We start from the raw sequence: 24,121 nt of genomic DNA, 5'->3' as shown, positions 1-24,121 counted from the left end.
GGACCGACTCACTCGCCGACGTACGGCAGCAGAGCCATGAAGCGAGCCCGCTTGACGGCGGCGCTCGAAGCCCGCTGGAAGGCGGCGCAGTTGCCGCTCCGCTTGCGGGAGAACATCTTGCTCTGGTTGGTGCAGAGCTTCTTCAGCAGGCCGATGTCCTTGTAGTCGACATAGGCCGGGCGGGGGCAGCCCTCTTTCGTGCAGAACCGGCAGCGATTCTTGCGGTTGCGTCCGAACTTCTTACGGGGCATAAACCTTCTGTCCTCAGCCGCTTACGTAAAACAAAGAGGAGGCGCCGGCGACACCGCGACGGCCCCGCCGCGCATGGAGCGCCGACGTCTGGCAAGCTGACAGCTTAAGGCCCTGTGAAGGCCCCGTCAAGTCGATTGAAAGACGGAGTCTCGCGGAATGGTCAAGGATTTCCATCCCCAGACTTGACCATCGTCCGTCGATTCGCCTACGATGCGGTAGATCCATCAGGTCGATGGATCGCCGGAGCCGCCTGCAAATGATCCTGTCGCTTGCCAGCCTTGACATCCTTCTCCTGGGCCTTATCGGCCGTCAGGGTGGATCGTCTTAGGGCTGCGAGCTTCTCGATAAGAGACGAAAAGCGAAGCCCCGAGACCCACCCGAGACGGTGGGTCTCGGGGCTTCGCTTTTTTTCGTCGACGGCCCCGACGATCCCCCGGCCCGGCGTCTCGCCTCCGCGTTCGCCTTTGCGGCCCAGCCACCCGGCGTCGTACACTCGAAAGCGCCCCAATCCGCGCGACGGCGACTCCCCAATCGGGAGCGCCCGAGCCCGAACCTCAGGAACGAGCCCAGCCATGAGCGCCGATTCGTCCCCGACCGCCTCGAAGACCTCGGCCGACCGCGTTCGGATCTTCGACACGACCCTCCGCGACGGCGAGCAGTCGCCGGGCGCGAGCATGAACCTGGGCGAGAAGCTGGAGTTCGCGCGGGCTCTCGCCGGCCTGGGGGTGGACGTGATCGAGGCCGGGTTCCCAATCGCCTCCGTCGGCGACTTCGAGTCCGTCCGCGCCATCGCCGCGGAGATCACCGGCTCGACCGTCTGCGGCCTGGCCCGCTGCAACGACCGCGACATCGACCGCGCCTGGGAAGCCGTCCAGTACGCCCAGAGCCCTCGGATCCACGTCTTCCTGGCGACCTCGCCGATCCACCGCGAGCACAAGCTGCGGATGAGCCGCGAGCAGGTCGTTGAGCGGGCCGTCGCCGGGGTCCGCCGCGCCGTCGGGCTCTGCAAGGACGTCGAGTTCAGCCCCGAGGACGCCGGCCGCACCGAGCCCGAATTCCTGCGCGAGGTGATCCAGGCCGTCATCGAGGCCGGCGCGACGACCGTGAACATCCCGGACACCGTCGGCTACCTGATGCCCGCCCAGTACGGGGCGATGATCGCCGACCTGGTCAAGAACGTCCCCAACATCGGCAAGGCCGTCATCAGCACCCACTGCCACGACGACCTGGGCCTGGCCGTCGCCAACACCCTGGCGGGGGTCGCGGCCGGCGCCCGGCAGATGGAATGCACCATCAACGGCATCGGCGAACGAGCCGGCAACGCGGCGCTGGAAGAACTGGTGATGGCGATCAAGACCCATCGCGAGTACTTCGGCGTCGACACGGGCATCAAGACCGAGCGGTTGTACCCGGTCAGCCGGATGCTCTCCTCGATCACCGGCCTGACGGTCCAGCGCAACAAGGCGATCGTCGGCCGCAACGCGTTCGCGCACGAGTCGGGCATCCACCAGGACGGGATGCTGAAGAACCGGTCGACCTACGAGATCATGCGGCCCGAGGACGTCGGCGTCCCCCAGACCGACCTGGTCCTGGGCAAGCACTCCGGCCGCCACGCCCTGCGCGACCGGATCGTCGAGATGGGCTACACGCTCAACGACGAGCAGGTCGAGGCCGTCTTCAAAGACTTCAAGGCGCTGGCTGACAAGAAGAAGGAAGTCTACGACGAGGACCTGGCCGTCCTGGTCGAGCGGCACCTGGGCGAGGGCGACGTCCCGGCGTCCTGGCAGTTGCTGAGCCTGCACACCACGGCCGGCACCAGCGTCCTGCCCACGGCGACCGTCTCGATCCGCCGTCCCGACGGCGAGGTCGTCCAGGACGCGGCCATCGGCGACGGCCCGGTCGACGCCATCTTCAAGGCCGTCGAGCGCGTCACCGGCGTCCACGCCAACCTGCACGAGTTCGTCGTCCGAAGCGTCAGCCAGGGGAAGGACGCCCAGGGCGAGGTGACTCTGGAGTTGGAAGTCGAGAGCGACGAGACCAGCTTCCGCGGCCGCGCGGCCTCCACCGACATTATTGAGGCGTCGGCCCTGGCCTACGTCAACGCCGTCAACGCCATCGCCGCCCGCAAGGAACGCGGCCAGACCCGCGAGGTCGCCGGCCGCCCGGGGGCGGGGCTGTAACGAGATTCGCGACGCCTCGGCCGAGCCAACAAGGCCGAGGCGTCGGCCTCATCACGACGAGTTCTGCTGCAACCGATCTTCGAGACCTCACCTCACGGCTCGCCTACCGACGAAACCTCGGGAGAAGTCCGCAGCGACTTCCACGCGAGTGAGGGAGCTCTCCCGATGACCACCCCGACGACGAGACGACCGATTTCCAGCGTACAGCGACTCATGGCTTGGGTTGCGGGCATGGCCGTTGTCTTCGCCGTCCTCACATGGGCCGGACGGGCCGGCATCTGGTGGTGGGCCTCGCAGGCGGTCGAAGCGAGCTGCTACTTCTTTCCGAGGTTGGCCCGCGCGGCTGGCGCGGCCTCGATCGTCGCCCTGATTGCGGCAGTCGCCGATCGACGGGTCTGGCGTTTACGATCGCTCTGGATGCTTTCCCCTCTCGCGGTACCGATCCTCCTGCTCGCGTTCGGGATCGTCTTCCGCAATTCGGGCGTCGCGCGAGAATGGCCAGCTTTGGTGATCGGATTGATCCCCTGGCTCTTGCTTCCGCTCGGATTTACCTTGCTGGATCGCTTCCGCTCGGCATCCGAGTGGATCATCATCCTTGGGATCTCGACCGCGGCAGCGTGGTTTTCGATCGGATGCCAATTGATCAGCGTCATGTCCGTGACCAACGACTGGCTCTGACCAGACGGTTGCTGTAGAGCCAGCCTTCGGCCTGTATCATTCACGTCCGCGAGGAACTCCAGCCGAACGTCGCCGATCAACAGCAGACGTTCGGCTGTCCCAGTGTTAATTTCCAGCAGCCCCCGCCGCGCGGGTCTCCGGCCGCTGGGCCGGGCGGGCCTGCGGCTTGCGGGGGAGCTTCTCGTCCATCATGGCGGTGTTGTAGACGAAGGCGGCCATGATGATGGAGGCCTGCTTCAGGTCGTCGGCCTGGGCGCGGTCGTAGACGTCCATGTTCGAGTGGTGAGTGCGAGTGTCGTACTCGATCTCATCCTGGATGAACTGGAAGCCGGGGAGGCCGACGGCGTCGAACGACAGGTGGTCGGTGCCGCCGGTGTTCGACAGCGAGAGCGTGTTCGCGCCCATCTCGCGGAAGGGCTGGAGCCACTTGCGGAAGATCGGCCGGACAGCCTCATTCCCCTGGAGGTAAACGCCCCGGATCTTGCCGGTGCCGTTGTCCAGGTTGAAGTAGCCGGAAAGCTTCTCGTACTCGGGCTTGGTCTCTTCCTTCTCCTCGGAGGCCGGCGGAGGAGATCCGCCCGGCCCGCCGAAGCCGCCACGGGCCGGGGCCTTGCGGAAGTGCTCGTCGACGTACGCCTTGGACCCGAAGATCCCCTGTTCCTCACCCGTCCAGAGGGCGACGCGGATCGTCCGGCGGGGCTTGAGGTCGAGCGCCTTGATGATCCGGGCCGCTTCCATCGCCACGGAGCAGCCCGCGGCGTTGTCGGTGGTGCCGGTGCCGCCGTGCCACGAGTCGAGGTGGCCGCCCAGCATCACGATCTCGTCCTTCAGGTCGGTGCCGGGGATCTCGGCGACCGTGTTGTACGAGTTCATGTCCTCGTCCTGGAACTCGACGGCGAGGTCGACGTTCATCTTGATCTTCTCACCGGCGGCGAGCATCCGGACCAGGCGGTTGTAGTGTTCCTTGGCCATCGTGACCTGGGGGATGACCTTGGCCTCCTTGTCCCAGGCCGAGACCCGACGAGCGCCCGGTCCGCCGCCCTGGCCCGGCCCCGAACCCGGCGGGAGAGCCGGCGAGGCCACCGACGCCGACTGCACGAACAGCGTGCCGCCGTCGCCGCTGCGGCTGGGATCGATCAGCAGCGCGACGCCTTCCTCAGCCAGGAATCGCGTCCTCTTCGCCGCCAATTCCATCTGGGCCCTCATGTCGCCCATCGCCAGACGACCAGGGAAGCCGGGTTGCCCCGGGGCCGGCGGAGCGCCGGGTGCGGGGGGAGTACCGGGAGCAGCCGGAGCGCCAGGAGCACCCGGAGCGCCGGGAGCGCCGGCCATCGCGGTCCGAGGACGGCGGCCGCCCGCTCCGGGTTCGCCGGCATCGGCCAGGTTGAGGAGTTCGCTGTCGGTCTGGCGCCGCGCGAGGGGCTCGAAACGGGCGGCGACGTCGACGGCCGGGGCGGTCAGGACGACGGCTCCCTTGAGCTTCCCTTTGTACTTCTCGAAATCGGCGTCGGTCTTCACATCGAGGTGGATCACCTCGGCGGTGAAGTTCTCCAGCGAGGGGGACCACGCCTTGGGGACGGCGATCAGCGGGATGCACTGGGGCGAGACCACCTGCGCCGAGAACCGCTTGAGCGTCCAACCCCGACCGAACGGGCCCCAGGCCTCCAGGTGGCCGTTCTCCATCCCCCAGCGCACCATCTGGTCGCGGGTCCACTCGTTAGCCCGCTTCAGTCCGGGAGAGCCGGTGAGCCGGGGACCGATGACGTCGGTGAGCGTGCTGAGGGTCGCCATCACCTGCGACCGCTTCTCGCCCTCCTCCTTGATCCGATCGATCGGATCGGCCGACGATGCAGCGGCGGCCTCCGTCTTCGGTGCTTCCGTCTGCGGCGCAACGGGGGCCTGAGCCCGCGCGCCGGTGCTGAATCCGAGCAGGCCCGCGACGGCGAGCGCCGGGACCGTTCCGCGAATGCGATGCATGAGCGTCCTCCAGATGTGGGTTCGGTCGGTGACGCAGGGCCGAGGGGGCCGCCGAGGGACGAGGCGAGCCGACGGGGGAGGTGGACGGTCCGCGACGGCTCATCTTAGCAGCCCTTCACGGGGGATTCCCAGAGTTCGCCGGGATTCCTTTCATCGAGTTCCGCTCAAGACGCTCTAGGCGGGATTGCGCGGTTCTGGTAGAGATCCGGCCGGTCCGCCCCCCAGAGCGGGGCGCGGACGACACCTCGACGACAGCCTTTCGATCGAATCAGAGCCGGGCGGAGAGGAGCCGGACGTCATGTCCTTCCGGTCGCCCTCGCGCCCCGTCCGCCGTCTTCCCCGCGAACCGCCGCGTGGAGAGGCGAGACGCGTCCGCCAAGGAGACAGGTGCGATGGATCGCCGCCGTTTCATTCCCGGGCCGGAAAACATGGAGGGCCGAATGATGCTCTCCACGGCGACCGCCGCCCTCACGACGACCGCGACCACCACCAACCTGCCGTACACGATCCAGCAGAAGCTGGAGCGGATCGACCGCCTCCCCACCAACCTGCGGGCCCTGAATCCCAACCGGCCGCTCCCCAAGGAGCTCATCACCGGGATCCAGGAAGGGATGACGCAGGCCCTCAGCAGCCTGGGCTCGGCCTCGCCGACCGCGGTCAAGATGTTCAACAACGTCCTCCGCGACGTCGTCAGCCGCCCTTCGCTCCGGGCCCAGGACGCACAGGCGCTGAACAACGCATTGACCCAGGTTCTGGTCTCCGCGGGGGCGACGACCTCCGAGATCGATCTGCTCTCGACTAACCTGAAGACGCTGGCGACGACCGTCAACACGACCCAGTCCGAGCCGGTCTTCCTCACAACCAACGACTACGCCACGGTCCTTCAGATGACGCTGATCGTCGGTCGGCCGATGCCCGCGCCGAGCGTGCCGTCGATCGCAAGGGCCTCGGGCCATCAGGTCGACGCCCAGCACAGCGTCACGACCCAGTCGCAGCCGGAGTTCCTCGGCACCTACCAGGCCCAGGCCACGATGCAGATCATCGACGCCGACACCAACGAGGTGTACGGCCAGGCCCCCGCCGGCCAGTACGGCCACTACACGCTCACGCTCAGCACGCCGCTGGATCTCGGCACGCACCGCCTGCGGATCCGGGCCGTCGACGAGCTTGGGCACGTCGGCAAATCCAGCGGCGTCTTCATCGTCAAGGTCGTCGCTCCCCACACAACATGACTCGGGTTGCACGGCGGGGGCGAGTCATGGCATAATCGCCGTTCTTTCGAACGGGTCGACCCGTCGACGTTCCGGACAGTCAGACAGAAACGAGCAGGCCGTCATGAAGGTCAAGACGAAGAACCGCAAGAGCAGCAAGTGGCGCAAGAAGGCCAACTCGTCGCCGGTAGCCAAGGGCCGTCGCACGAAGTTCCACGGCGTCCGCAGCCCCCGCAAGCGCAAGCACCTCGGCGGCAAGGGCCTCTGAGATCCAATTCGCCCCGTCCTCGCTCAACCTCAACGGCGAGACGCGAAGGCGGGTGCCAGCCATGGCCACGCTTAAGGCTGGCCATGTGATCGGCGATGGTCGTTCAGCGCCGTCCCGCACCGGTTCATGGCCACGTCAGCGTGGCCGTGGCACCCCTGGGACATCGGAGGCAAGGGCCTCTGAGATCGGTCACGGCCGGTCTCAGCCCGCCTCGACGACCGAGGCGACCGTGCGCCGCAGGCCCTCGGCGAAATCGACCGAGGGCTTGTAGCCCAGTTCCTCCGCGATCCGATCCAGCCCCGCGAGCGAATCGCGGACGTCCCCCGCGCGCGCCGGGAGGAGTTCAGGCTGGAGGGCCGTCCCCAGGATCGCGTTCAGAGCCGCGACGAGGTCGAGCAGGCTGACGCGTCGGCCGCCGCCGACGTTCAGCGCCCGGCCTTCGAGGGGTTCCTCCCGACGCATCGCGGCCAGGTTCGCCTGGACGACGTCGGCGACGTAGGTGAAGTCGCGAGTCTGGAGGCCGTCGCCGTAGATCTTCGGCCGATCGCCGCGCGCCATCGCCTTGATGAACAGCGAGATCACCCCTGAGTACGGGCTCGACGGATCCTGTCGCGGGCCGAAGACGTTGAAATACCGCAGGCTCACACCGTCGAGCCCCATCGTCCGGGCGTAGACCCGCACGTAATGCTCGCCGGCGAGCTTCCCGGCCGCATACGGGCTGAGCGGATCCGGCAGCATCGTTTCGACCTTGGGAAGCGTCGGCGATTCCCCATACGCGCTGCTGGACGCGGCGAACATCACCCGTCGAACGCCGGCGAGACGGGACGCCTCCAGAACGTTGAGCGTCGCCGTCGGCCCGCTCTCGTGCGAGGGGAGAGGCTCGGCCACCGACCGGGGGACGCTCGGGATCGCCGCTTCGTGGAAGACGTAGGCGACGTCCTTCGTCGCGCGCTGGCAGGCCGAGAAATCCGAGGCGCTCGCCTCGATGAACTCGATCCGGTCGCGGACGGCGTCCAGGTTCGCTGCTCGGCCGGTCGACAGGTCGTCGAGCACGCGGACGGGATGCCCATCAGCCAAGAGCGCCTCGACGAGGTGCGAGCCGATGAACCCTGCGCCTCCGGTGACGAGTACCCTTTCGCGATCGTTGCGGCTCATGCGTTCCTCGGACGGACGGTCAGTCGGTTCAGGCCCGGACGATCTTCGCCGGGCCGTCGATCCCCCTGAGAGCGTTGCGGGTGTCGACGATCAGCGGGGCCTCGGCGACGATGCTCGGCCAGTCGTAGGCGGAATGGTTGGTGGCGATCAGGACGCAGTCGCGCGAGCGCAGGAATTCCGGCGTCAGCTCGCGGCTGGACATGCCCAGGTCGGGATACTTACGCATCAGCGGAAGTTTGGGGATGTGAGGATCGTTGTACTCGACCTCCGCCCCTTTCTTGATGAGCAGCTCCATCAGCTCGAAGCCGGGGGACTCGCGGGGATCGTCCACGTCCTTCTTGTAGGCCATCCCCAGGATCAGGATCTTGCTGCCGCGGACCGGCTTCCCCAGGTCGTTGAGCACGTCGGCCACCCGGTCGACGACGTAGCCCGGCATCGACGTATTGATCTCGCCGGCCAGCTCGATGAACCGCGTCGCCATGCCGTGCTTGCGGGCGACCCACGTCAGGTAGAACGGATCGATGGGGATGCAGTGCCCCCCGAGCCCCGGTCCCGGATAGAACGCCTGGAAGCCGAACGGTTTCGACTTGGCGGCCTCGATCACCTCCCAGACGTCGATCCCCATCCGGTCGTAGAGCACTTTCAGCTCATTGACCAGGGCGATGTTCACGGCTCGATACGTGTTCTCCAGGATCTTGCAGGCCTCGGCGACCTCGGCCGTGGAGACCGGGACGACGCGGACGACGATCCGCGAATAGAGCGCCTCGGCGGCCTCGCCGCTGGCGGCGTCGACCCCGCCGACGACCTTGGGGATCGTCGGGGCGGAGAAGTCCGGATTGCCGGGGTCCTCGCGCTCGGGGCTGAAGGCGAGCAGGAAGTCCTCGCCCAGCTTCAGGCCGGTCTCCGCCAGGATCGGCAGGACGACGTCGCGGGTGGTGCCGGGGTAGGTCGTGCTCTCCAGCACCACAAGCTGCCCGGGCCGGAGCTTCGCCGCGATGGCGCGGGTGGACTGGACGACGTAGCTCAGGTCCGGGTCGCGGCTGTCGGTCAGCGGCGTCGGGACGCAGATCAGGATGGCGTCGGGCTCGTCCAGCCGGCCGAAATCGGCCGTGGCGTCGAAGCCCTTCGCGCGCATCGAGCGGACAACCTCGCCGTCGATGTGGCCGATGTAGCTCTGGCCCTCGCGAAGCCTGGCGATCTTCGCCGGGTCGACGTCGAAGCCCAGGACGGGGACGCCCTTCTCGACGAACGCCCGCGCCAGGGGGAGCCCAACGTAGCCCAGCCCGATCACCCCGACTTTCACGTCGCCGCGCCGGATTCTCGCCGCTAGCCCCGCCGCCTCGCCCATTGCCTTAAGCCTCTCCACCGCGCCGGGGATTCCTCGCGAGGGGTCGCGAGCGCGGCCCCTCGACGACGATCATACCGAACGCGGCAAGGCTCCCGAAAGCGTCAAGGGACGTGGACCCGGTGCGGAGTCCGCTCGAAGTTCCCCGTCGAGTCCTGGGCCGACGCCTCGATCCATCCGTTCGCCGGCGCGACGAGTTCGACCTCCCACTCGGCGAAGTTCGGCCGCAGGGCGTTCGCCTGGCGGTTGTTGACGACGACCTTAAGTACGCCGTAGTCGTCGCAGGTCGAGCCGCGGACGATCAGTGGGCCGGAGGGGTCCAGCTTGTCCTTCAGGCGAACGTCGGTGATCACCGTGGACGGCGGCAGGTCGTCGACCGGGTTGAGGAAGGCGATCCCCTCCGTCTTGGCGTTGCCCGGACGGGGGAAGAAGATCTGCCGCGAGATGATCCGATCCATCTTCAGGTCGGAGTACTCATGGCCGTCGATCACCGTCCGCCAGATCCCGTACTGCGAGTCGTAAAGGTCCATGCCGTCGACGCGGACTGAAGGGGATCCGCCGTGGAAGGCCCAGTGGGTGTCCCAGGCCCGGAAGCGGCGGATCAGGAACGGGTGCTTCGAGTCTGGACCGATCCCTTCCACGTCCACGTTCTTCTTCTTCTCGGTGCCGGCGTAGTTGGCCGTCGAGTTGCCGGTGGCGTTGGAGACCTGTTTCTCGCCCGGATACGCGGGGACGCCGCCGTCGTTGAAGCCGCCCAGGTTCATACCGAAGAACCGCATGCAGTGGGCCTCGTTGTCGTCGAACCGGATGAACGGCAGCGTGCGGATGTCGACCGGCTTGCGGCCGCCGTCGGGCTGGAGAACGGCCCGGACCGGGTCGAAGCCGTCGCCGGCGAAGACCTCGAAGCGATAGCCGTCCTGATCGCACTCGGCGGCCACGTTGTTCGTGAAGGCGTTCAGGCTGTTCGCCCACCAGAAGCCCGATCCCAGGTTCTGGTCGTAGGGGAGCATCTGGTCGGGCAGGGGCTTGCCGCGGAGGGCCATGATCGCCAGGTTGCCGTCCAGGATGTTGCGGGTCTCGGTCCCGTCCTCCAGGAAGAAGCCGTGGCCGACCGACTTGTAGCCGACGCAGTCGCGGACGACCAGGTAGCTCGTGCCGTGGATCGTGATCCAGCGGTTCTTGCTGTCCCAGAACGACGCCCCCACCACGGACGCCCCACGCATCGTCTCGCCGGCCAGGTGGAAGTGGAGGCTGTACTTGCCGAGCACCCCTTCCTTCCCCAGATGGCGGAACTCGGTGTACGAGACCGACCCGGTCGAATTCCGGTGGTACATCGTGTGGCCGCGGACGCCGTCCGGGTCGGCCGACTCGATCACGACGTTCCGCGACAGGTTCGCGACCTCGGCCCGATACTGGTCCTGGGCGCGGTGGTCGCCTTCCAGGGGCTTGTCGAGGATGATCCGAGCCAGCGGCGTTTCCAGCTCGTTGTACTTGTTGATCTTCACGATCCGCCGCGTCTCGGTGGCGGGACGCTCGGCGACGCTGTGGGTGCGCGTGTCCTTGTAGCCGAACTGGTGGGTCGTCCCGGTGACCACCAACTGATCGCCGGGCTTCCAGCCCTCAACGGCCGCGTATGGCACGAGGATGATCGGCTCGTTGCGGTAGGCCTCGCGGGCAAGCTTCGTCCAGGTCTTGGCGATCGCCGCGCCGTGGAATTCCATCCGCCCGCCGCAATCGACGATCGCCGGGCAGGTCTCCTTGTCCATCCCTTCGACGTAGGCCAGCCGGATCAGGGCCGTCTTGCCGGCGGGGATGGGTTCCTCGGCCGTCCCCACGCGGAGCGTCGGCCGCGGAGCGCCGGGCTCGACGGCGGCCGGGGGGTGGGCCTCGCAGTCGAAGCCGTTCTCCGAAGGATCGTCGCCCGCCTGGATCTTGATGAGGCCGACCGTCAGCTTCGTATCGCGATCCCGCGCGAAATCGAGCGTCCCCGCGACGTGGATCGAGCGGATCACCCGGTCGTCCGAGACGTCGTAGACGACGGCGTGCCCCTCGCGAATCTGGACCCGCGAGCCGGCCGCCGGGACGGCGCCTCCCTCCCAGATCTTGGCGTCCGACCATGCGCCGCTCGCGGCCGATCGGACAAGTGGAGGTTCGGGCGCGGCGGACGTCGCGGAAAGGGCCAGGACCAGAACGCAGGCGGACGTTGAAATCATGGGAGCTTTTCCTGTCGAATCTTCGATGAATGGCGACGGTGGTCCGTCACTCAAGCCCGTCGCTGTCGCCCCGCGTCCCTCGCCTGGGCTTGCCGGGCTTGGTCGTCCTGACGGCGGATTTCGGGACCTCGATCGTCGGAATCGTGTTCTCGCCCTTGGCGACCGTGGCTTCGAGAGGCGTCTTCTCGGCCAGGGCGTAGGTCCCGCCGAGTTGATCCTCGGCAGGCTGCGGCCCGGGGGGACGATCGGGCCAGAAGAGGGTGACCTTGTAGCGGCCCTCCGGCGCGCCGTCGCCCTTCTCGTATGTCCCTAACTTGAAGCCGCCGTCGTCGCCCGTCGTGGCGAACGGGACCAGGGCGTCGAGGGAACCGGGGGCGTCGGCCGGACGGAAACGCACCTCCACACCCGCCGTCGGCTGGCCGTCGACCGTCACCTTGCCCGAGGTCGGCTGCAACGCCACGCGGGGCGTACCGGACTCCCCGCATCCGATCAAAGCAACCGCCGAGGTCAGGACTGCGAACATTCGTCTCGCCATACCGCTCACCATTGCGATGCGTCCAGGATCTCGCCCTCGGCGCGGCTCACGTAGGACTTGATCACCGACTTCGCGACCGACTCCTTGAGGAACCGGACCGACCCGTCGCACGAAAGCGCGTCGATCCCGCCGGGGTGGAACGAGTAGACGCCGTTCCAACCGTTGTGGCAGTTGATCACGCAAGGGCCGTCGTACAGGTATTGGCCGCCCGTGAAACTGACGATTCGCATGTTCATATAACCCGCCCAGGCTCCGTGAGCCCACCACTTGTCGATGGCGTAGGAGGAACTGGGCGTCGGGAAGCCGTGGACGAACTTGCCGCGCTCGTAGTAGTCGGGCTTGCCAGCGCACTCGTAGGTGAGCATCGTGTTCGAGAGGCCGTCCGAGATGGCCGCCAACGGCGTGTATTTCGCCTGGTCGAGCGCCCCGGTGTATTCGACCATCGAGGCCGACGGCACGTTGAACGGGTCCACATACGACCGCGCCGTGAAGTAGTCGCCCGCCGCGGCGTAGAGATTCGGATCCGGCGTGCCGGTCGACCCCGAGAACCGGGGCACGTTGTTGACCGGGTTCATGCTTCGCGGCGAGGACGGGCAGATGTACGTCTGAATGACCGTCCGCACGGCCGATTGGTTCTGGTCCCAGTGGAAGGCGAGGTTCGAGTTGTAAGCCGCATAAATCGCCGGCTGTTCGATGAAGCCGAGGATCTGAACGCACCATCCCCCGCCCATCGCCAGATTCGCGCCTCCCATGCTGAACGCCGTCGGCGGAAAGCCGTTGTGGACGTCGGCGTAGTTGTGAAAGGCGATCCCGATCTGCTTCAGATTGTTGCTGCACTGGGCGCGGCGAGCGGCCTCACGCGCCGACTGGACCGCCGGCAGCAGCAGGGCGATCAAGACGGCGATAATCGCGATCACAACCAGCAGTTCGATCAGGGTGAAGGCCCGGCTCGACGTCCTTCTCATGAAGATCCTCACAAGAAAACTGACACAGAGACTCAATCTCACAACTCCGATCGTAGGCTGAGCGGCGTCGCGAGGGAAGACTGATTCCTGTGAGGCGAGCATTAGTGCAATTCCCGTCCCGATCGGTGAGATCCAAGGAAATGGCTTGTTTCCCGGGAATTTCAGGCGATCGACGGCAGGAGTTGAACAACAACGCGTCGCGAGCGGCGGTTTTTCCGCCGGCTCATCGGCCGAGATTCTGGGCTGGACGACCTTAAAGGCTTCTGGCAGAGTACGCCGCCATTTCTGTGGAAACGTTTCGTCACGGCCCCTCGCACCCGACGATCCCCTGGGGATCAACCGGGTCGCCCGAGTCGCCCGCGACGCTTGAACCCAAGGAAGGAACGGCCATGCGGCGACGCATCCTCGGCCCGGCGTGTCTCCTCGCGATCTGCGCGGCCCTGCACGTGGGCTGCGAACCCCTCCACTCCTCGACCCGTAAGCAGACCGAACCGCTGAAGGAAGAAATCATCAGCGAAGCCGACGAGGCGCAAGGCAAAGCCACAGCCGTCACCTCCGACGGTCGCCCCTCAACGTCTCCCTTCTTCAAGAACAACCGCCTCCACAGCGGGCTCAGCGATCAAGCCCGCGACATCGAGGCCAGCCTGGGCGTCAAGTGACGGGATGAGATGACCCCGATCCTGCGAGCCCTGCTCAACCGGGTCTTCGGCGATCGCGGCGAACGCGCCGCGGCCGCCTTCCTGCGTCGACGGGGCCTACGCATCCTGCGCCGGAACTACCGGGTCTTCTGCGGCGAGATCGACCTCATCGCCCGCGAAGGGGACGTCCTCGTCTTCGTCGAGGTCAAATCCCGCCGTCGCGGCGACCCTGCCGAGGCCGTCACGCCGGAAAAGCAACGCCGGCTGACCCTCGCCGCGCTCCACTTCCTCAAGCGCCACGGCCTGCTCGAACACCCCTGCCGGTTCGACGTGGTCACTATCCTCTGGCCCGACGACCGGGGCGAGCCCGTCATCGAGCACTACCGCAACGCCTTCGAGCCCCCGGGCCGCGGACAGATGTTCCGCTGAGGCCTCGGCTGTTGCTTGACTCCCGCCGAGTTGCATATACAATACACTAGCAGAGGGAGGATCAAGCGATGGCGGCGAACGTCGAACGTCAGATCTCGGAAGAATGCCTTGCCGGGCGTATCCGGATCCTGAACCGCGTCGTCAGCGGGATCCTCGACGCCCGCCTGCGGCCGATCGGGGTTCGCTCCAGCCAGTTCGGCATCCTCACGGTCGTGGCCGCTCGCGGACCGCTGGCGCCGACCGACGTCTGTCGCATCATGCACCTGGACAAGTCGACTCTCAGCCGGGATCTCGAACGGCTGGTCGCCCAGGGGTGGATCGAGTCGACGCCGGGCCCCGGTCGTGGCCGACGGCTGAGCATCACCGACGCCGGCCTCGCCTTGCTCTCCAAGGCCAAGCCCGCCTGGGACGAAGCCCAGACGGAAGTGCAACAGGTCCTCGGCGAGTCATTGGCCCGTGAGGTCTACAAAACGGTCGAGCAACTCCGCCTTCGCGGAGTCGAGAAGTCCTGACCGGTCCGCGGTTCGCGTCGAGCGATGCCGCGGACGACGCAAGTTGTATATACACAAACCCATTGGGTGCCGGCGATCCCGGCTCGTCAGGCAAGTCGAGGCGACCCTATGAATGCGTCCATCGTCAAGCGTCGGTTCTTCGTCGGGGCCGCGGCGGCGTGGCTCCTCACGCTGCCGATGGTCGGCTGCCGCCAGCCGGCGCCGCCCGCGCCTCCCACTCCCAAGGTCGTCGCGACGACTCCCGTCCGGGCGCCCATCGTGGAATGGGACGAGTACGTCGGGCGTCTCGCGCCGATCGAGGAGGTCGGAGTCCGGGCGCGGGTGGGAGGACACCTGGAATCGACGCATTTCATCGAGGGCCAGATCGTCCGCCAGGGGGACTTGCTCGGCATCCTCGACCAGCGGCCGTTCCGGCTGGCCGTGGCACAGGCCGAGGCGGACCTCGCCCGGGCGAAGGCCAGCGCTCAGGAAGCCGCCGCGCAGCTCATGCAGGCGGAGGCCGAGGTCGTCTCGGCCGAATCCCGCCGCGAGCTGGCCGCATTGCTTCTAAATAGGGCCCGTCGGCTTGTGGTCCAGAACGCGGCCTCGCAGGAGGAGCTGGACATCCGCGACACCGACTCCAAGCAGGCGGTCGCCGATCGCGACGTCAAGAAGGCCCGCGTGGAGTTGGCGAAATCGGCCGTCGTCACGGCGGCCGCCGACGTCCAGGCCGCCGAGGCCAAGCTGGAGACGGCCCGGTTGAACCTGGGCTACACGGAAGTCCGGGCGCCGGTGGGGGGACGGATCAGCCGTCGGCTGGCGACAGTCGGCAACCTCATCAGCGGCGGGACCGACCAGGCCACGCTGCTGACGACCATCGTCTCCCTGGACCCGATCTACTGCTACTTCGACGCCGACGAGCGGTCGTTCCTGAAGTACACGAGGCTCGTCGAAGCCGGGAAGCTCTCCAACATCCGCGACACGAAGCTGCCGGTGTTCGTCCGCCTGGCCGACGAGACCAACGGCTACCCGCACCAGGGGAGCCTCGACTTCCTGGACAACCGGATGGACCGCGGCACGGCCACCATGCGCGGTCGGGCCATCCTGCCCAACCCGGACCTCACGCTGACGCCGGGGCTGTTCGCCCGGGTCAGGATCCCGGGGAGCGGCCGATACGACGCGGTGCTCGTCCCCGACTCCGCGGTCGGCTCCGACCAGTCCGAGAAGTACGTCATGGTCGTCGGCGAGGGGTCGAAGATCGAGCGCCGGAAGGTCGAGGTCGGCCGGAAGGCTCGGGGGCTCCGGATCGTCCGCGAGGGGCTCCAGGGCGATGAGTCGATCGTCCTGCGGGGGCTGCAGCGGGTCCGGCCGGGCGTCGTCGTGGAGGCGACGCGTGAGGAGACGGTCGCCCTGGACGACGGCCTCCCCGACGAGGTCCGGCCTCTCTCGCAGGACCGCCGACCTCCTTCCTACACACATCTGCAAACGGGACGAGCCGACGCCGCCTCGGGGCGCGTCGCTGATCTGGGACTTCGCGAACCGGCCGCGCCGTCGGCGGGAGGAATGCCGTGAGGATCGCCCACTTCTTCATCGACCGGCCGATATTCGCTGCGGTCGTCTCGTTGGTCATCACGATCTTCGGGGCGATCTCCTACCTGACGCTGCCGGCGGCCCAGTATCCGGACGTCGTCCCGCCGACGGTCATCGTCCGGGCGAGCTATCCGGGGGCCTCTCCGGAGGTCATCGCCGAGACCGTCGCCACGCCCATCGAGCAGGAGGTCAACGGCGTGGAGGACATGCTCTACATGTCCTCGCAGTGCACGGTCGACGGCCAGATGGAGCTGACCGTCACCTTCAAGCTGGGGACCGACCTCGACAACGCCCAGGTGCTCGTCCAGAACCGAGTGTCGACCGCCGAGCCGCGCCTGCCTGAAGAGGTCCGCCGCCAGGGCGTCACGACGATCAAGTCGTCTCCGGACATCCTGATGGTCATCCACCTGGTCTCGCCCGACAACCGGTTCGATCAGCTCTACCTGAGCAACTACGCCGTCATCCAGGTGCGCGACGCCCTGGCGCGGGTCGAGGGCGTGGGCTCGATCAACATGCCGGGCCTGCGTGAATACAGCATGCGGATCTGGCTCGACCCGGAGCGGCTCTCGCACCTCTCGCTGATCCCGTCCGACGTCATCCGCGCGATCCAGAACCAGAACATCCAGGCGGCTTCGGGCGTGATCGGTCAGGCGCCGCAATCGACCACGGGGGAATATCAGCTCACGGTGAAGACGCTGGGGCGGCTGCTTGAGCCCGAGCAGTTCAACGACATCGTGGTCAAGACGGGCGAAGAAGGCCGGATCGTCCGCGTCGGAGACGTCGCCCGGATCGAGCTGGGGGCCCGCGACTACTCGATCAACGGCTACGTCGACGGCGAGGTCGGCGTCGGCATGGCAATCACGCAGCTCCCCGGCTCGAACGCGCTGGCGACCGCCCAGACGCTTCAAGAAACCATCGAGCGGCTCTCCAGGGACTTCCCCGAAGGGATGAGCTACAAGATCGCCTACAACCCGACCGTGTTCGTCCGCGAGTCGATCGACTCCGTGATCCACACGCTCTACGAGGCGGCGGTGCTGGTCGTGATCGTGGTGCTGGTCTTCCTCCAGAACTGGCGGGCGACCTTGATTCCGCTGCTGGCGATCCCGGTCTCGCTGGTGGGGACGTTCGCGGCGATGTCGGCGTTCGGGTTCTCGCTCAACATGCTGTCGCTGTTCGGCCTGGTGCTGGCCATCGGCATCGTGGTCGACGACGCCATCGTGGTGGTGGAGAACGTCGAACGGCACATCGCCGCCGGGCTCTCGCCCCGCGAGGCCGCCCACAAGGCGATGGACGAGGCGACCGCCGCGGTCATCGCCATCGCCTTCGGGCTCTCGGCCGTGTTCGTCCCCACGGCGTTCATCGCGGGGATCAGCGGCCAGTTCTATCGCCAGTTCGCGCTCACGATCGCGACCTCGACCCTGATCTCGGCGTTCGTCTCGCTGACGCTCAGCCCGGCCCTGTGCGCGATCCTCTTGCCGCCGCACGGGGCCAAGCAGGGACGACTCGGCCGCCTCTGGGATCTGGCCTTCGGCTGGTTCTTCCGGGCGTTCAACCGGACGTTCGAGCGCGTGGCCGGCCGCTACGCCGCGACGGTCGGCTGGCTGCTGCGACGGCTGGCGATCCCGGTGCTCGTCTACGGGGCGCTGATCGCCATGACGTTCTACGGCTTCAAGGCGGTGCCGACGGGCTTCATCCCCCGGCAGGACAAGGGTTACCTGATCACGGTGGTCCAGTTGCCCGACGGCGCGTCGCTGTCCCGGACCGACGCCGTCGTCCGTCGCGTGAGCGAGATCGTCCGCAAGAACCCGGTCGTGGGGCACACCGTCGAGTTCGTCGGCTATTCGGGAGCGGCACGGTCGAACAACCCGGCCGCGGCGGTCGTCTTTTTCGGCCCTCGCCTGCCGCACGAGCGCGAGCACGCCCACGACCAGCCGAACATCCTGGCCGAGCTGCCGAACATCCAGCGCGAACTGATGCAGATCCCGGACGCCAACGTCTTCGTCATCCCCGCGCCGCCGGTGCAGGGTCTGGGGACGTCCGGCGGCTACAAGTTCCTGATCCAGGACCGCAAAGGCTACGGCGCCAGGGCGCTCCACGACGCGACCCAGGAATTCCTGGCGGCCGCTCGCAAGGAGCCCGCGCTGGCCGGCGTCTTCTCGATCTACGGCGCGAACACGCCGCAGCTCTTCGCCGACGTCGACCGGGTGAAGGCCCAGATGCTCGACGTGCCGATCCAGAACATCTTCGACGCGCTCCAGTCGAACCTCGGCTCGTCGTACGTCAACGACTTCAACCGATTCGGCCGGACGTTCCAGGTGCGGACCCAGGCCGAGGAATCGTTCCGAGACGCCGACGAGGACATCGGCCAGCTCAAAACGCGGAACGCGGCCGGCGAGATGGTCCCGCTGGGCTCGGTCGTGGACGTCCGGTGGGAGACCGGCCCGGAGCGCGTGGTCCGGTACAACATGTTCCCCTCGTCCGAGGTCCAGGGCGACACGGCCCCCGGCTACAGCTCGGGCCAGGCGATCGAGACGATCGAACGGCTGGCGAAGGAGGTGCTGCCGCAGGGCATGGGGATCGAGTGGACCGACATCGCCTACCAGGAGAAGCTCGCGGGGAATTCCGCGCTCTACATCTTCCCGCTCTGCGTGCTGTTCGTGTTCCTCGTCCACGCGGCCGAGTTCGAGAGTTGGGCGCTCCCGCTGGCGATCATCCTCATCGCCCCGGTCTGCCTGCCGTTCGCCCTCGGCGGCGTGTGGGCCCGCGGCATGGACGACAACCTCATCACCCAGATCAGCTTCGTCGTCCTCATCGGCCTGGCGGCCAAGAACGCCGTCTTGATCGTCGAGTTCGCCAAGCAACAGGAGGAAGAAGAGCACCTGAGCCCGATCGCCGCCGCCGTGGAGGCCTGCCGCCTGCGCTTGCGGCCGATCATCATGACCTCGTTCGCGTTCATCCTGGGCGTGGTGCCGCTCGCCAGGGCGGTCGGGCCGGGCTTCGAAATGCGACAGGTCCTGGGAACGGCCGTCTTCAGCGGCATGCTGGGCGTGACGTTCTTCGGCCTCTTCCTTACGCCGGCCTTCTACGTGATCCTCCGAGGGATCTCGAACCGGCTGCGGAAGTCCCGGCCGCATCATGAAGTTGAAAAGGCCGAAGGCGAGCACGTCTCGCCCCCGGCCCTGGAAGCCGTCGGAGTCTGATGACCTCGTCAGCCGCCGGCCGAGCGGAGGATCGCGTCGAGGGTCTTCATCTGCAGGAGACCATCCTCGGCGGGGGCTTCCAGCCGGCCGGCGGCGACCGACCTGCCGAAGGCGTCGACCATCGCGGCGTACTGGTTGACGTCGGTAAAGGTGAGGGTCTCGATGCGATCGTCACCCGCGCCGACGTCCGAGGGCTCGGCCATCGTCCGAAGCGTTGCGATCGGGCCGGAGGCGGGCGGCAGGTAGGCGTCGGGGATCTCGATCACGCCGCGCGTGCCGACGATCTCGCACCAGCAGCGGAAGGGCTGCTCGAAGCTGCAATCGACCGAGGCCAACACGCCGTTGGGGAATTCCATCACGGCGGCGAGGCTCATGTCGACGCCCCCCTTCATATGAGCCGCCGCCTGGATCTGCTCCGGTTCGTCCCCCGCGAACAGCCGCGCCGCGTTCACGCCGTAGCAGCCGACGTCCCACAAAGCGCCCCCGCCGCGATTGGAGTCGAGCCGCCAGTCCCCCGGGTCGATCGGGAACGAGAACGACGAGCGGATCAGGCGCAACTCGCCGATCTTCCCCTCATCGACGAGCTTCTTGACGGCCAGCGTCCGGGGATGATGCCGCCACATGAAGGCTTCCATCAGCAGGACCTTGCGCGATCGGCAGTACTCGACCATCGCCGCCGCCTCGTCGGCGTTCAGCGCCAGGGGCTTCTCGCAGAGGACGTGCTTGCCGGCGTCGGCCGCGCGTTCGACCCAGGGTTTGTGCAGCTCGTTGGGGAGCGGGACGTAGACGGCGTCGACCTCCGGGTCGGCGAGCAGCGCATCGTATGAGCCGTACGCCCTCGGAATCTCGAACTCATCCGCCCAGGCCTTCGCCTGGCTGCCGTCGCGACTCGCCAGCGCCGCCAGCGTGCCGGTCTCCGACGCTCGGATCCCCGGGATCAGCCCCCGCCGACAGATCCTCGCGCAGCTCAACAAACCCCATCGCAGGCCCATGCTCGTCGCCTCGCCATTTCGAAAGCCGCTGACCGTCAGAGGTCCTGAAGAGGTCCTCGCCACGGCCTTCCCCCCTGGAGGGGGAAGGTGGCCCGAAGGGCCGGATGAGGGGGAGATCGGCGATGCGTCTCGCAGCGAACGTCGGATGCACGTCCGACGCGGTCGTCCCCCTCATCTGACCCCTGCGGGGTCTGTCTTCCCCCTCCAGGGGGGAAGACAAGTTCCGTTCGAAGATACCCGATCGGCGCGGCCGTCGCCTCACCTCGGCTCCAGCACGAAGTTCGCCTCCTCCGTCACACCCTCGGCCAGCTTCATCGTCCGCTCCGCCGGCGCGAAGCCCTCGGCTGTCACGCGGATTTTCACCTCGCGATCGGGCAGCAGTTGGAAGGTGCGATAACGACCGTCGTTCCGTTTGTCCTCGATCCCCTTCTCGAACGTCTTGCCGTGTCCTGCGAGACCGACCATGTGGCTTCCGAGCCCAGCCTCGCCTGTATACACCACGTCGGCCTGAAAGCCGCTGATCTGCTTGCCATCCTTCGTGACGGCGTGGATGACGATCACCGGCGCTTTGTAGCGAATGATCTCAATACCCTTCACATCACGATCGAGCCTCCCCATCCTGATCTCATCGCCTTCGAGCAGCGGAGCGTCCTTGCCGGCCCGGTGCCGCGCGGCGGCGTCTTCCGTCAGAGTGAGAAAAAGTGTGCTTCCCAACAGACCGCGAGGAAGCCTCATCGAGAATCGGCCCTGGGCGTCTGGTTGCGTCTCGTCGTACCAGGGAAGGCCGTCGAGCGAACCGCCGACCATGCTCGGCCATCCGGCTCTGGGCCGGCCCTTGCTGTCGAACCATCCCCCTTCGAGAATCACGGACGGCGTCTCCCGGAGCTCGACCGGCGTCGGCGTCTCTCCCTTCTTGACGTACACGACCAAGTGAGGATACGGCCCCGGGGATTCCCTCCGCTTCGATCCCGCCGAACGCCCCCCACGATCGTCCATGTCCGTGAGCCTCACCCTGTACACCCCGAGAGGCAAGGGCTCGGATACAAACCGCCCCTCGGCGTCCGTCTCCACGATCTTGCGGATGTATTCGCCGACCCCGAGTCGCCCGAGGACGTCAACGCCGGGCTCGTCGCTGTAAATGCGGCGGATCTCCACCAGCACGCCGGGCTTTGGCTTGCCTTCGACGTCCAGCGACTTCCCGCTCAATCGAACGCCCGGCTTGAGGCGGAACGTTCCCAGATCGCCGCGCCGACCATCCGCAAGGACGTGCGTCTCCGGGGCGGACGTCGTCGGCAAAATCCAGAAAACCCCTGAGCCCGGCGTTGTGATCGGCAGGCGGAACAACCCGTCCGCATCCGTCTTCGTCTTTGAGAAAGAACCGTACTCATACTCGTCTCCCGGCAGGTTCTCAACCTTGGAGAAGGCCTGAACCTCGACACCGGATGCGGGCTTTCCCTCGGGAGTCTCGACCTTCCCCATGATCGGCTTCGCCGGGCGCAGCTCGAATGACTCAAAGAAGGGCTGCTCGCCGAGTTTCTCGTTCTTGCGGATCACGCCCAGGGCGTAACCGAATCCCTCGCGGGTTGCGTAGTCCGGGTGTGAGACGTCCAACTCGATTCGGAGCCGGGGCACGGCCGTCTGCTCGGGAGGGATCGTGAATTCATAAGTCCCGTCCGCCGCCGTCGTGTGACGAGATTCCTCAATCACCCGGTTCTCGAGGTACAAACTGTCCGATCGGCGGACGGTCACCGCGGCCCCGGCGATCGGCTTGCCGGTGTCCTTGTCTCTGACGGTTCCCTTGTAGTGCAGGGTCTCGCCAGCCGGCTTGGCGGCGTCTTGCACGGCGGCCTCCTCCTTCGCGGGTGGGGCGGCGTCGAGGCGCAGGCCCGACGCGATGAGGACGACGACGATCGATGGCAGCGCGACGGCCGCGTTCCAGGCGGGCCGGCAGCGCTTCTCCAGCGGTTGCGATTGCACCAGCATGAGAACCCTCCTGTGGAGGTTCGATCGGCGGTCGCCGATCCCCAGCGCGGGCCACGTCGGCCCGGCCTGCTTCGACCGCGCGAGTCGGACGAGGAACGCCGCGTAGTCCTCCGCCGAGCCCACCTCGGCGGCGCGGGCGTCCGCGAGAAAATCCTGGCCGAGGCGAAGCTGTCGCCGCAGCCACCAGAACAGGGGCTGGTAGAACAGAACCATCCCCGAGAGCATCGCGAGCGTCCACGCCCACGAATCCCTGCGTTCCACGTGCGACCACTCGTGCGCCAGGGCGTAGCGGAGCGTCTCGACTTCGCGGCCGTCGCACAGGCCGGCCGGCAGCAGGATCACCGGATGGATCCAGGTGTTCGTGAACGGCAGGTCGACCTGGTCGCTCTCCAGCAGCCGAACCCGACGCCCCGCCGGTCCCGCAATCTCCAGGAAGACGTCGCGAACCTTCTCCGACGCCGGCCTCGCCGCGCGGACGACTCGCCAGAAGGCGGCCTGTCCCAACAACCACCACGCGGCCAATCCGGCCGCCGCCGCGGCATACCCGGCGACCATCAGCGAACCGATCGACGGCATTGCCCAGCCTCGAGCCTCGACCGCCGGGCGCTCGGGTTCGGGCTTCGCCTCGTTCCGATGAGTCGCGACCACGCGATTCCCAATCTCCGCCGTCGCCATCGGCACGCGGGTCGCCACCAAGGGCAGGGCCGGCGGGGCAGGGGGCGTCGCTCTCGGTTCCGCGATCGCCGGCGCGGGCAGGACGCCGACCGACCATCGCGGCGCGACCGGCAACCGATCCAGGAACGGCACGACGGCCGCTCCCAGCAGCGTCAGCAGCACGATCCGGACGCGCCGGACCGGCTGATGCGAGAGCCTCGCCGCCAGACTCCCGACCACAAGGACGATCAGCCCCCCGACGGCCGCGTCCACGAGCCTTCCCGAGACCAGGCTGTACCAGTCCATCTCAACGGCCCTCCTTCTTCGCACCACCTCCCGACGCCTTCCGCTTCCTCGCCTCGGCGATGAGCTTTTCCAGCTCGCGCAGCTCGGCCTCGCTGGCGTCCTTCACCTGCAAGAGGCTGAGGACGACCTGATCGAGAGCCCCGTCGAACACCCGATCCAGCAGCCGCGACGTGACGCGATCCCGCTCGTAGGTCGGCTCGTAGACGAACGTCCGCCCCTCGGCACGATGCCGCACCAGGCCCTTCGTTTCCATGATCCGCAAAAGCGTCTGCACCGTGTTGAACGCCAGCTCCCCGCCGGGACACATCCGCCGGTGCACCTCGCGCACGCTCCCGGAACCCAGCTCCCAGAGCGCCTTGAGAACGTCCAACTCCCTCGGACTCGGATCCGATTCCGACTCGGACACGCCCCACCTCCTTCGGGAATAACCTTACTTATTAAGTTAGGTGAATCGTACTCGGAGATTTGTCCGAGGCAAGAGAATTCACCTAAAAACCCAGGTGAAAAATCCGGGGTGGATTCGGTCGATTTCGCCGAATGCCGGGCGGAGGCCGTCGAACATCATTCTCGAGAGTCGCGAAGGGTCCGCGTGGGCGGGCTGCTCTCGAAGGGCCTGGGAGGCGGATTGGACGATTTCGATGAAGAAGTCCACGGCGGCGATCTCGCTGGTGTTCATCGGCTCGGTTGTGGGGATTTACGGGTGCTCGTCGCGCGACGAAGACGACGAGGAGCGAGGCGGCGGCGGTTCGCACGGCGCGCACGTCACCCACCCAATCATCGGCCACGGCGGCCGGACAGGCGGCGGTGGAGGCGGAACCGCCACGGTCGGGGGTTCGGCACGAGGCGGGTTCGGGAGCACGGGGGCCGTCGGCCACGCGGGCAGTTGAAGCACCGCTTGCCGCCGGACGGTCTTCCCCCCTGGAGGGGGAAGACAGATCGCGGAGCGATCAGATGAGGGGGACGACCGCCGCCGCACGCGCGTCCGATCGATCGTTCCGAATGCCGTACCGATCCCCCCTCATCCGCCCGCTGCGCGGGCACCTTCCCCCGCGAGGGGGG

At 67.2% G+C, this 24,121-nt stretch carries 20 protein-coding genes; 10 read left to right on the top strand and 10 right to left on the bottom strand.

Annotated features, from left to right (window positions below; translation table 11 throughout):
• Positions 1-8: 8 nt before the first annotated feature.
• The gene (gene rpsR / locus G5C50_RS09100) at positions 9-251 is read right to left on the bottom strand and encodes a 30S ribosomal protein S18 (RefSeq protein WP_165068053.1); all 243 of its coding nucleotides are present in this window, start codon (positions 249-251) and stop codon (positions 9-11) included.
• Between the two features lie 573 nt (positions 252-824).
• On the opposite strand from rpsR, the gene G5C50_RS09095 reads away from it, so the two are divergent.
• Both G5C50_RS09095 and G5C50_RS09090 read left to right on the top strand, forming a co-directional pair.
• On the top strand, positions 825-2,432 hold the full coding sequence (locus G5C50_RS09095; RefSeq protein WP_165068051.1) for a 2-isopropylmalate synthase: 1,608 nt from the start codon (positions 825-827) through the stop codon (positions 2,430-2,432).
• Positions 2,433-2,597: 165 nt separating this feature from the next.
• A complete protein-coding gene (locus G5C50_RS09090; RefSeq protein ID WP_165068049.1) occupies positions 2,598-3,110 on the top strand; it encodes a hypothetical protein in 513 nt (170 codons plus the stop codon).
• 105 nt (positions 3,111-3,215) lie between these two features.
• Here the strand turns inward: G5C50_RS09090 and G5C50_RS09085 are convergent, their stop codons facing one another.
• On the bottom strand, positions 3,216-5,087 hold the full coding sequence (locus tag G5C50_RS09085; protein WP_240907029.1) for a M20/M25/M40 family metallo-hydrolase: 1,872 nt from the start codon (positions 5,085-5,087) through the stop codon (positions 3,216-3,218).
• A gap of 392 nt (positions 5,088-5,479) precedes the next feature.
• Between G5C50_RS09085 and G5C50_RS09080 the strand changes: the two genes are divergently transcribed.
• Both G5C50_RS09080 and G5C50_RS09075 read left to right on the top strand, forming a co-directional pair.
• Positions 5,480-6,319 carry an Ig-like domain-containing protein gene (locus G5C50_RS09080; RefSeq protein ID WP_165068047.1) on the top strand — a complete coding sequence of 280 codons (840 nt, stop codon included), beginning with the start codon at positions 5,480-5,482 and terminating at the stop codon, positions 6,317-6,319.
• Between the two features lie 103 nt (positions 6,320-6,422).
• Complete coding sequence (locus G5C50_RS09075; RefSeq protein ID WP_165068045.1) at positions 6,423-6,566, top strand: hypothetical protein; 144 nt, start codon at positions 6,423-6,425, stop codon at positions 6,564-6,566.
• A 201-nt stretch (positions 6,567-6,767) separates the two neighbouring features.
• Here the strand turns inward: G5C50_RS09075 and G5C50_RS09070 are convergent, their stop codons facing one another.
• The 5 genes from G5C50_RS09070 to G5C50_RS09050 all read right to left on the bottom strand — a co-directional run bounded on the left by G5C50_RS09070 (position 6,768) and on the right by G5C50_RS09050 (position 12,779).
• A complete protein-coding gene (locus G5C50_RS09070; RefSeq protein WP_165068043.1) occupies positions 6,768-7,721 on the bottom strand; it encodes an SDR family oxidoreductase in 954 nt (317 codons plus the stop codon).
• A 28-nt stretch (positions 7,722-7,749) separates the two neighbouring features.
• Positions 7,750-9,069 (bottom strand): nucleotide sugar dehydrogenase, encoded by a 1,320-nt coding sequence (locus tag G5C50_RS09065; RefSeq protein WP_165068652.1) that lies wholly within the window; start codon positions 9,067-9,069, stop codon positions 7,750-7,752.
• Positions 9,070-9,170: 101 nt separating this feature from the next.
• The gene (locus G5C50_RS09060) at positions 9,171-11,279 is read right to left on the bottom strand and encodes a G8 domain-containing protein (RefSeq protein ID WP_165068041.1); all 2,109 of its coding nucleotides are present in this window, start codon (positions 11,277-11,279) and stop codon (positions 9,171-9,173) included.
• Between the two features lie 46 nt (positions 11,280-11,325).
• On the bottom strand, positions 11,326-11,814 hold the full coding sequence (locus G5C50_RS09055) for a hypothetical protein (RefSeq protein ID WP_165068039.1): 489 nt from the start codon (positions 11,812-11,814) through the stop codon (positions 11,326-11,328).
• 5 nt (positions 11,815-11,819) lie between these two features.
• Positions 11,820-12,779 carry a DUF1559 family PulG-like putative transporter gene (locus tag G5C50_RS09050; protein WP_165068037.1) on the bottom strand — a complete coding sequence of 320 codons (960 nt, stop codon included), beginning with the start codon at positions 12,777-12,779 and terminating at the stop codon, positions 11,820-11,822.
• A gap of 389 nt (positions 12,780-13,168) precedes the next feature.
• Between G5C50_RS09050 and G5C50_RS09045 the strand changes: the two genes are divergently transcribed.
• The 5 genes from G5C50_RS09045 (at position 13,169) to G5C50_RS09025 (ending at position 19,127) form a co-directional block, all read left to right on the top strand.
• Positions 13,169-13,438, top strand: coding sequence for a hypothetical protein (locus G5C50_RS09045; protein WP_165068035.1), 270 nt, complete (start codon positions 13,169-13,171; stop codon positions 13,436-13,438).
• A gap of 9 nt (positions 13,439-13,447) precedes the next feature.
• Positions 13,448-13,846 (top strand): YraN family protein, encoded by a 399-nt coding sequence (locus G5C50_RS09040; protein ID WP_165068033.1) that lies wholly within the window; start codon positions 13,448-13,450, stop codon positions 13,844-13,846.
• 68 nt (positions 13,847-13,914) lie between these two features.
• Complete coding sequence (locus G5C50_RS09035; protein WP_206107625.1) at positions 13,915-14,358, top strand: MarR family winged helix-turn-helix transcriptional regulator; 444 nt, start codon at positions 13,915-13,917, stop codon at positions 14,356-14,358.
• Between the two features lie 108 nt (positions 14,359-14,466).
• Positions 14,467-15,909: an efflux RND transporter periplasmic adaptor subunit gene (locus tag G5C50_RS09030; protein WP_165068030.1), complete on the top strand. Its 1,443-nt coding sequence runs from the start codon at positions 14,467-14,469 to the stop codon at positions 15,907-15,909.
• Entirely contained in the window at positions 15,906-19,127 is a 3,222-nt protein-coding gene (locus tag G5C50_RS09025; protein WP_165068028.1) for an efflux RND transporter permease subunit, read from the top strand. Before G5C50_RS09030 ends, G5C50_RS09025 begins: the two co-directional genes overlap by 4 nt.
• Positions 19,128-19,135: 8 nt before the next feature.
• Here G5C50_RS09025 and G5C50_RS09020 read toward each other — a convergent pair whose 3' ends face one another.
• The 3 genes from G5C50_RS09020 to G5C50_RS09010 all read right to left on the bottom strand — a co-directional run bounded on the left by G5C50_RS09020 (position 19,136) and on the right by G5C50_RS09010 (position 23,468).
• Entirely contained in the window at positions 19,136-20,119 is a 984-nt protein-coding gene (locus G5C50_RS09020; RefSeq protein WP_165068025.1) for a Gfo/Idh/MocA family protein, read from the bottom strand.
• A gap of 258 nt (positions 20,120-20,377) precedes the next feature.
• Positions 20,378-23,062 (bottom strand): M56 family metallopeptidase, encoded by a 2,685-nt coding sequence (locus tag G5C50_RS09015; RefSeq protein WP_165068024.1) that lies wholly within the window; start codon positions 23,060-23,062, stop codon positions 20,378-20,380.
• A gap of 1 nt (position 23,063) precedes the next feature.
• Positions 23,064-23,468 carry a BlaI/MecI/CopY family transcriptional regulator gene (locus G5C50_RS09010; RefSeq protein WP_165068022.1) on the bottom strand — a complete coding sequence of 135 codons (405 nt, stop codon included), beginning with the start codon at positions 23,466-23,468 and terminating at the stop codon, positions 23,064-23,066.
• A 232-nt stretch (positions 23,469-23,700) separates the two neighbouring features.
• On the opposite strand from G5C50_RS09010, the gene G5C50_RS09005 reads away from it, so the two are divergent.
• Complete coding sequence (locus G5C50_RS09005; RefSeq protein WP_165068020.1) at positions 23,701-23,949, top strand: hypothetical protein; 249 nt, start codon at positions 23,701-23,703, stop codon at positions 23,947-23,949.
• The last annotated feature ends 172 nt before the right edge of the window (positions 23,950-24,121 follow it).

It is taken from the genome of Paludisphaera rhizosphaerae (assembly GCF_011065895.1).
Taxonomy (GTDB): Bacteria; Planctomycetota; Planctomycetia; order Isosphaerales; family Isosphaeraceae; genus Paludisphaera; species Paludisphaera rhizosphaerae.
This window is presented reverse-complemented; position numbering and strand designations above follow the sequence as displayed.

Coding starts and splice junctions, on each gene's coding strand:
- G5C50_RS09015 (WP_165068024.1), bottom strand. CDS start 23,062: ATGGACTGGTACAGCCTGGTCTCGGGAAGGCTCGTGGACGCGGCCGTC.
- rpsR (WP_165068053.1), bottom strand. CDS start 251: ATGCCCCGTAAGAAGTTCGGACGCAACCGCAAGAATCGCTGCCGGTTC.
- G5C50_RS09005 (WP_165068020.1), top strand. CDS start 23,701: ATGAAGAAGTCCACGGCGGCGATCTCGCTGGTGTTCATCGGCTCGGTT.
- G5C50_RS09095 (WP_165068051.1), top strand. CDS start 825: ATGAGCGCCGATTCGTCCCCGACCGCCTCGAAGACCTCGGCCGACCGC.
- G5C50_RS09080 (WP_165068047.1), top strand. CDS start 5,480: ATGGATCGCCGCCGTTTCATTCCCGGGCCGGAAAACATGGAGGGCCGA.
- G5C50_RS09060 (WP_165068041.1), bottom strand. CDS start 11,279: ATGATTTCAACGTCCGCCTGCGTTCTGGTCCTGGCCCTTTCCGCGACG.
- G5C50_RS09045 (WP_165068035.1), top strand. CDS start 13,169: ATGCGGCGACGCATCCTCGGCCCGGCGTGTCTCCTCGCGATCTGCGCG.
- G5C50_RS09035 (WP_206107625.1), top strand. CDS start 13,915: ATGGCGGCGAACGTCGAACGTCAGATCTCGGAAGAATGCCTTGCCGGG.
- G5C50_RS09075 (WP_165068045.1), top strand. CDS start 6,423: ATGAAGGTCAAGACGAAGAACCGCAAGAGCAGCAAGTGGCGCAAGAAG.
- G5C50_RS09065 (WP_165068652.1), bottom strand. CDS start 9,069: ATGGGCGAGGCGGCGGGGCTAGCGGCGAGAATCCGGCGCGGCGACGTG.
- G5C50_RS09055 (WP_165068039.1), bottom strand. CDS start 11,814: ATGGCGAGACGAATGTTCGCAGTCCTGACCTCGGCGGTTGCTTTGATC.
- G5C50_RS09020 (WP_165068025.1), bottom strand. CDS start 20,119: ATGGGCCTGCGATGGGGTTTGTTGAGCTGCGCGAGGATCTGTCGGCGG.
- G5C50_RS09090 (WP_165068049.1), top strand. CDS start 2,598: ATGACCACCCCGACGACGAGACGACCGATTTCCAGCGTACAGCGACTC.
- G5C50_RS09040 (WP_165068033.1), top strand. CDS start 13,448: ATGACCCCGATCCTGCGAGCCCTGCTCAACCGGGTCTTCGGCGATCGC.
- G5C50_RS09050 (WP_165068037.1), bottom strand. CDS start 12,779: ATGAGAAGGACGTCGAGCCGGGCCTTCACCCTGATCGAACTGCTGGTT.
- G5C50_RS09030 (WP_165068030.1), top strand. CDS start 14,467: ATGAATGCGTCCATCGTCAAGCGTCGGTTCTTCGTCGGGGCCGCGGCG.
- G5C50_RS09070 (WP_165068043.1), bottom strand. CDS start 7,721: ATGAGCCGCAACGATCGCGAAAGGGTACTCGTCACCGGAGGCGCAGGG.
- G5C50_RS09085 (WP_240907029.1), bottom strand. CDS start 5,087: ATGCATCGCATTCGCGGAACGGTCCCGGCGCTCGCCGTCGCGGGCCTG.